This is a genomic window from Halomonas sp., assembly GCF_031581305.1.
Classification (GTDB): domain Bacteria; phylum Pseudomonadota; class Gammaproteobacteria; order Pseudomonadales; family Halomonadaceae; genus Halomonas.
The window spans coordinates 1-7,131 of record NZ_JAVLBC010000167.1; the positions used below are offsets into that span (position 1 = coordinate 1).

At 64.4% G+C, this 7,131-nt stretch carries 6 protein-coding genes; 1 reads left to right on the forward strand and 5 read right to left on the reverse strand.

The genetic code is table 11. From position 1 onward, the window contains the following. The 5 genes from RI841_RS12840 to RI841_RS12860 form a co-directional block, all read right to left on the reverse strand. Nucleotides 1-1,737 (reverse strand): SLC13 family permease (locus RI841_RS12840; RefSeq protein WP_310706005.1); only part of this gene is annotated, 1,737 nt, incomplete at its 3' end. 186 nt (nt 1,738-1,923) lie between these two features. Further along, entirely contained in the window at nt 1,924-2,130 is a 207-nt protein-coding gene (locus RI841_RS12845) for a cold-shock protein (RefSeq protein WP_040185674.1), read from the reverse strand. A gap of 260 nt (nt 2,131-2,390) precedes the next feature. Beyond that, nucleotides 2,391-2,759, reverse strand: coding sequence for a tautomerase family protein (locus RI841_RS12850; protein ID WP_310706006.1), 369 nt, complete (start codon nt 2,757-2,759; stop codon nt 2,391-2,393). A gap of 304 nt (nt 2,760-3,063) precedes the next feature. Further along, the gene (locus tag RI841_RS12855) at nt 3,064-4,728 is read right to left on the reverse strand and encodes a GMC family oxidoreductase N-terminal domain-containing protein (protein WP_310706007.1); all 1,665 of its coding nucleotides are present in this window, start codon (nt 4,726-4,728) and stop codon (nt 3,064-3,066) included. 104 nt (nt 4,729-4,832) lie between these two features. Beyond that, the gene (locus RI841_RS12860; RefSeq protein ID WP_310706008.1) at nt 4,833-6,344 is read right to left on the reverse strand and encodes a CoA-acylating methylmalonate-semialdehyde dehydrogenase; all 1,512 of its coding nucleotides are present in this window, start codon (nt 6,342-6,344) and stop codon (nt 4,833-4,835) included. A 178-nt stretch (nt 6,345-6,522) separates the two neighbouring features. Between RI841_RS12860 and RI841_RS12865 the strand changes: the two genes are divergently transcribed. Further along, nucleotides 6,523-7,131: LysR family transcriptional regulator (locus RI841_RS12865; protein ID WP_310706009.1), on the forward strand; the 609-nt coding region annotated here is incomplete at its 3' end.

Here is a 7,131-nt window from a genome sequence, read left to right on the forward strand (position 1 = left end):
GGCCAACACGGCGGTCAGCAGGTTCAGGAGCCCACCGAGGCGCAGGAAGTCACCGAAGCGGTAACCACCGGGCCCGAAGACCATCAGGTTGGTCTGGTAGCCAATGGGCGTCAGGAAGCTGGCCGAGGCGGCGAACATCACTGCCACTACGAAGGGCATCGGGTTCACGCCAAGGCTCTCGGCGCTGGCCATGACCACCGGAAAGGTGATCACCGCAGCGGCGTTGTTGGTGACCAGGGAGGTCAGCAGAGTCACCAGCACATAGACCGCACCCAGCAGCAGCCAGGGATTGCCGTCGGCCAGCCCCAGGGCCAGGTCGGCCAGGGTGGTCGCCGCCCCCGAGCTTTCCAGCGCCGCGCCGAGTCCGAAGGAGGCGGCGATGGTCAGCAGCACCTGGGTGTCCAGCCCCCGCTTGGCCGCACCCACCGTGCAGCAGCCGGTGCCCAGCGCCAGGGCCGCCCCCAGCATAGCGGCATTCATCATGCTCATCACGCCCAGGGTGGCCAGCAGCACCACGCCGGCCAGGATCGCCCAGGCCAGCCCGGCCTTCTCGTGGACCGGACGGGCCGAGCCGTTGACCTTGCTGATCAGCAGGAAATCGCGAGACTGGCGATGACGCTCGATGAAGGGCGGGCGCGCCTCCAGCAGCAGCACGTCGGCGGGCTGCAGGCGGATCTGGCCGAGGTTGCCGGCGACCCGTTCGCCGCCGCGGCACACCGCCAGCACGGCGGCACCATAGAGGGTCCGGAAGTGGCCGTCGCGAATGCGCCGGCCGATGAACTGGCACTGGTCGGAGACCACGGCTTCCACCAGGCGGCGCTCCTTGAAGTCCTTCTCGAGGCTCGATTCGCCCTGACGGGTCGGCACCAGGCCGCGGATCTGCTGCAGTTCCACGGCCCCCTCGCTGGTGCCGGCGAACACCAGCCGGTCGCCACCCTTGAGTCGCTCGCCCGGCCCCACCACGCTGACGATGTTGCCCTCGCGCTCGATCTCCACCAGGAACAGCTCCTGGAGGTGGCGCAGCCCGGCCTCCTCCACCGTACGATCGACCAGAGGACCGCCGGCGTCCACCTCCATCTCGATGGTGAACTCGCGGGGATTCTCGAAGGCCGCCTCGGCCCCGCGCCTTGCCGGCAGCAGCCGAGGCCCCAGCAGGACCAGGTAGGCCAGGCCCACCACCGCCACCGGCACGCCCACCCAGGCGATGTCGAACAGCCCCATGGCCAGGGACGGGTCGCGATCGATCAGCAGGCCATGCACGACCAGGTTGGTGCTGGTGCCGAACAGGGTGATGGTGCCGCCGAGGATCGAGGCGAAACTGAGCGGCATCAGCAGGCGATGCGCCGGCACAGAGACGCGCCGGCTCCAGCTCAGCACGGCCGGGATGAAGGTCGCCACCACCGGGGTATTGTTGAGGAAGCCGCTCAACGAGGCGACCGGAAGCAGCAACCGCACTAGCGCCCTCCTCTCGCTGCGGGGGCGTCCCAGCACATGGCGGATGATCAGATCGATGCCGCCGGTTTCGCGGATACTCGTGACCAGCACATACATGAAGGCCACGGTGAACAAGCCCGTGCTGGAGAAGCCCGCCAGGGCCTGGCTGGGTTCGATGACCCCCAGCGTCAGCAGCAGAATCACCGCACCGAGCAGCACGATGTCCGAGCCCAGACGCGAGAAGGCCATCAAGGGGAAGACGGCGATGACGACGGCGAGAGAGAGCCAAGCATCCAGCGACATGGGGAGATCCGGTAACGATCGGGAAAGCCCCATTGTGACCGTCGTCGGTTATTCTAAAAAGTTATTTTTAGAAATCTATTTATGCTTTATTGGAACATATAAATCGAAGGCCCACAACGAGAAAGGCCCGCTTTCGCGGGCCTTTCTCACCTGCCGAGAGGCAGTCACATCAGGGTCGGTCGACGTTCAGCCGATGACCTGGATGTTGGAAGCCTGGAGGCCTTTCTTGCCCTGGGTGACGTCGAAGGAAACCTTCTGACCGTCTTGCAGGGACTTGAAGCCTTCAGCCTTGATCTCGGAGAAGTGAGCGAACAGATCGTCACCGTTGTCGTCCGGAGAAATGAAGCCGAAGCCTTTAGTGTCGTTGAACCACTTAACAGTGCCAGTAGCCATTATCGAAATCCTCGAATAGCGTTAGATAGTGCCGGGAAATACCCGAGTTGCAGTGGGTAAAACAAGAAACTTTCACCGGGAGATCGACGCCATGAGCTTTCGATGACCACTTGCGATGTTCCAATTGCTAACCTACTGCGCGCATAGTGCGCCGATGCCGGGCGCAGGTCAAACACTATTTGCACAGTGTGACAGCGACGTTACCCGGCATCGAGAATCCAGCACGCAGCCTTCTCTCCGCGACGCGCGGCGTGGCAACGCTACGCTGTACAGAACTGGGCGATACCGTCCCCAAACGACCAGTCGATATCATTGTTCTCCGTAATCGTGATGAACACGTTGCCAGGATCGATCCCCGGGTTGTGGGCAAGGGTCTCGACCACACGGGCATAGAACGCTTTCTTGGCATCATCCGAACGACCACTGCGCATGACCAGATGCATCATGACCCGCTCCGCCTGTCGGTCTTGATACTCCAGGCAGGAAGGCTCGCATTGATGAATGACCTGATAACGGTCGTCCTCGGGAAACCCCATGGTATCGATGACCGCGGCATTCACGCCGTCGGCAATGGCCTTGACATAGGCCTCGGGCCGGCCTTTTAGAAGTGAAATTGTAACAAATGGCATAACGGTCTCCTTGGTTGGGAGTAGGGGTAGCACCTGCCATCCGGCGACGACGGATGGTGTTCGAGGGTTGATCACACAGAAGGGTCGCCGGCAGGCCGGCGACGAGCGCCGGGAAGGAGGGCATCAGGGTGCCGTCGATCTGCACCTCGTCACCGGTGAACGTGTTGGCCAGCTCCGTGCAGTGGCGGACACCCTGGATCAAGTCCAGGTCGTGCGGCCAGGCAGTGGTCATGGCCCCCTATTCCTGGGCCATGCGCTCAAGATTGGCGTTACCGCCACTCGGACGGAAAACCACAAGGGTCGTTCAATCCGTTTCTGCCAATATCCACCCCGCCGCTTTCTCCGCGATCATCAGGGTGGGTGAATTGGTGTTGCCACTGGTAATGGTAGGCATGACGCTGGCATCCACTACCCGTAGCCCCGCTACTCCACGCACCCGCAGGCGGGCGTCCACCACCGCCATGGGGTCGTCGTCACGCCCCATCTTGGTGGTGCCCACCGGGTGAAAGATAGTGGTGCCAATATCGCCGGCCAGGCGAGCCAGGTCATCGTCGCTCTGGTACTCCACTCCGGGCTTGACCTCCTCGGGCGAATATTTCGCGAAGGCCGGCTGCTCGGCGATGCGGCGCGTGACCCGCAGCGAGTCCGCCGCCACCTTGCGATCCTCCGGGGTGCTCAGGTAATTGGTGGCAATGGCCGGCGCCTGTCGCGGGTCGGCGCTCTTGATGCGCACCGTGCCACGGCTGGTCGGATTGAGGTTGCACACACTCGCCGTGATTGCCGGGAAGTCGTCCAGTGGCTGGCCGAAGGCGGGAAGACTGAGCGGCTGAACGTGGTACTCGATATTGGGATGCTCGTACTCATCGGAGCTGCGCGTGAAGGCACACAGCTGAGACGGCGCCATGCTCATGGGGCCGGAGCGCTTCAGGACGTATTCCAGGCCGATCTTCGCCTTGCCGACCAACGAGTTGGCCATGCTGTTGAGGGTCTTGGCGCCCTTCACCCGATACACCGAGCGGATCTGCAGGTGGTCCTGCAGGTTCTCGCCGACCCCCGGCAGGTCATGGATCAGCGGGATGTCATGCTCGCGCAGCAGGTCGGCCGGGCCGATACCGGAGAGCTGCAGCAGCTGCGGCGAGCCGATGGCACCGGCGGAGAGGATCACCTCGCGGGCGGCATTTACCGACGTCGGCTTCCCCTCGTGATCAACCCGCACGCCGGTGCAGCGCGGCTGATTGCCCTGGCCGGTCTCGCCACGTCCTTCAAACATGAGCCCCAGCACCTGGGTGGAGTGCCACAGGGTGAGGTTGTCGCGTTTCTCGGCCAAACGCAGGAAGGCCTTGGCGGTGTTCCAGCGCCATCCTGACCGCTGGTTGACCTCGAAGTAGTCGACCCCCTCGTTGTCGCCGCGGTTAAAGTCGCGGGTCCGCGGGATACCGGCTTCCACGGCCGCGGTGGCGAAATCGTCGAGCACCTGCCATTTGAGGCGCTGCTTCTCCACCCGCCACTCGCCGCCATGGCCATGGTAGTCGCGGTGGGCACCGTCGGCATCGCCGCCGGCATCCAGGCGATGGTGGTCCTCGTGCTTCATGAAGTCGGGCAGGCAGTTCTCCCAGCGCCAGGCGTCGTCGCCGGTGGCCTCGGCCCAGCTGTCATAGTCGCGCGACTGGCCGCGGATATAGAGCATGCCGTTGATGCTGGAGCAGCCGCCCAGGGTCTTGCCCCGGGGATAGATCAGCGCCCGGCCGTTGAGGCCGGAGTCGGCTTCGGTGCGGAAGCACCAGTCAGTGCGCGGATTGTTGATGCAGTAGAGATAGCCCACCGGGATATGGATCCAGTGGTAGTTGTCTCGCCCTCCCGCCTCGATCAGCAGCACCCGGTTGGCCGGGTCGGCGCTCAGGCGGTTGGCCAGCAGGCAGCCGGCGGTGCCGGCCCCCACCACGATATAGTCGAATTCCTGGTCAGCCATGGCACGCTCTCGGTGATGACGTCACTCGAGGCTGTGCCGGTGACGACATAACTTCCTCTTCACGTCGTCCCCGGCGCCTCTCGCTCATTCAGTGATCGGCAGCATTACTTATGGGTCGGCATGGCGAACTCGGAGCCGCCATGCATGGAGTCCGACCAACGCTGCATGATCGACTTCTGCTTGGTGTAGAAGCGTACGCCTTCCTCGCCGTAGGCGTGGGTGTCGCCGAACAGCGAGCGCTTCCAGCCGCCGAAGCCGTGCCAGGCCATGGGCACCGGGATCGGCACGTTGATGCCGACCATGCCCACCTGGATGCGACGACCGAATTCGCGGGCCACGCTGCCGCTCTCGGTGAAACAGCTCACGCCGTTGCCGAATTCATGGTCATTGATCAGCTGAATGGCGGTGGCGATGTCAGGCACCCGCACGCAAGCCAGCACCGGGCCGAAGATCTCCTCCTTGTAGATGGTCATCTCCGGGGTGACGTGGTCGAACAGCGAACCGCCCATCCAGAAACCCTCGGCGCACTCGTCGCCGGTCGCGGCAGCATCGAAGTCTCGACCATCGACGACCAGTTCGGCGCCCTCGCTCACACCCTTCTCGATATAGCCAGTGATGCGCTGATGCGCCTGGGCGGTGACGATGGGGCCCATCTCGGCATCCAGCTCCAGGCCGTTCTTGACCTTGAGCGCGCGCGCCCGCTCGGCCAGCCGCGGCACGAGCTCGTCGGCCACATCCCCCACCAGCACCGCCACGCTGATCGCCATGCAGCGCTCACCGGCACTGCCGTAGGCGGCGCCGATCAGCGCATCCACGGCCTTGTCGAGGTCGGCATCGGGCATCACCACCATGTGGTTCTTGGCGCCGCCCAGGGCCTGCACGCGCTTGCCGTGGCGGGCACCACGCTCGTAGATCAGGTTGGCGATAGGCGTGGAACCGACGAAGGAGAGCGCCTTGACGTCGGGATGATCGATCAGCGACTCCACCGACTCCTTGTCGCCCTGCACCACGTTGAAGACGCCATCCGGCAGCCCCGCCTGCTTGAGCAGGTCGGCGATCAACAGCGAGGCGCTGGGATCCAGGGGGCTCGGCTTGAGGATGAAGGTGTTGCCGGTGGCGAGGGCGACGGGAAACATCCACATCGGCACCATGACCGGGAAGTTGAAGGGGGTGATACCGGCGACGACGCCCAGAGGCTGGCGAAGGGTCCAGTTATCGATGCCAGTGCTGACCTGCTCGGTATAGTCACCCTTGAGCAGTTGTGGAATGCCGCAGGCGAACTCGACGATATCGATGCCGCGCGCCACCTCGCCCTGGGCGTCGGTAAATACCTTGCCATGCTCCAGGGTAATGGCACGCGCCAGGTCATCCTTATGCTCATTGAGCAGCTGGAGAAACTTGAACATCACCCGGGCGCGACGGAGCGGCGGGGTATCGGCCCAGGCCGGGAAAGCAGCCTCAGCGGCGGCCACGGCGCTGTCCACATCGGCCTGGGAGGCCAGGGCCACCTGACCGGACACCTGGCCGGTGGCCGGGTTGGTGACGGCCTGTTGCTGGCCGGACTCGCCGGCTGACATTTGCCCGTTGATATAATGCCCAATGTTAGCTGTGCTCATGGTGTCCTCGTCTCGTCGTTGTCGGAATCGGTGGGACGTCCGTTGTCAAGGGATGGGGGACGGCAGAAGCGACCCCATTGACGCCTAGACTAACCCCATCGCCCCCCGAATCAATTGAGTAATTCAAAACTAGCGTATAAGTTTGACTGATATCACTACACGCCCAGGAGGCGACACCATGCAGGACCTCCAGACCCTGCGTGCCTTCGTCACCGTAGCCCGGGAAGGCAGCGTTTCCCGCGCCGCCGAGCGACTGCACCTGACCCAGCCCGCGGTGAGTCTGAAGCTCAAGCAGTTCCAGGCGAACCTCGATCTGACGCTGTTCCAGCGCCGACCCCAGGGACTGGAGCTCACCGCCGACGGTCGTGCGCTGCTCGCTGCCGCCGAGAAGGCACTGGCGGCCATGGCCGCCTTCGAGCAGAACGCCCGGGCCCTTCACAGCACGCTGCGTGGCCGGCTGAAGATCGGCACCATCGTCGACCCCGAGTTCATCCGCCTGGGGGCCTTCCTGCGCCGCCTCGTGGAGCGCGCTCCACAGCTCGAGACCGAGCTGCATCACGGCATGAGCGGCACCGTGCTGGAGTTGGTGCGTCGCGGCGAGCTGGATGTCGGCTTTTTCCTGGCGTCCCCCGGCGAGGGACCGGGCGTCGCGGAGATCGCCCACCGTGAGCTCACCCACTTTCACTACCACGTGATCGCCCCGGCCGGCTGGGGCAGCCGACTGGCCGGCGCAGACTGGGCCCGGCTCGCCAGCCTGCCGTGGATCACCACACCCGAGAACTCCGCC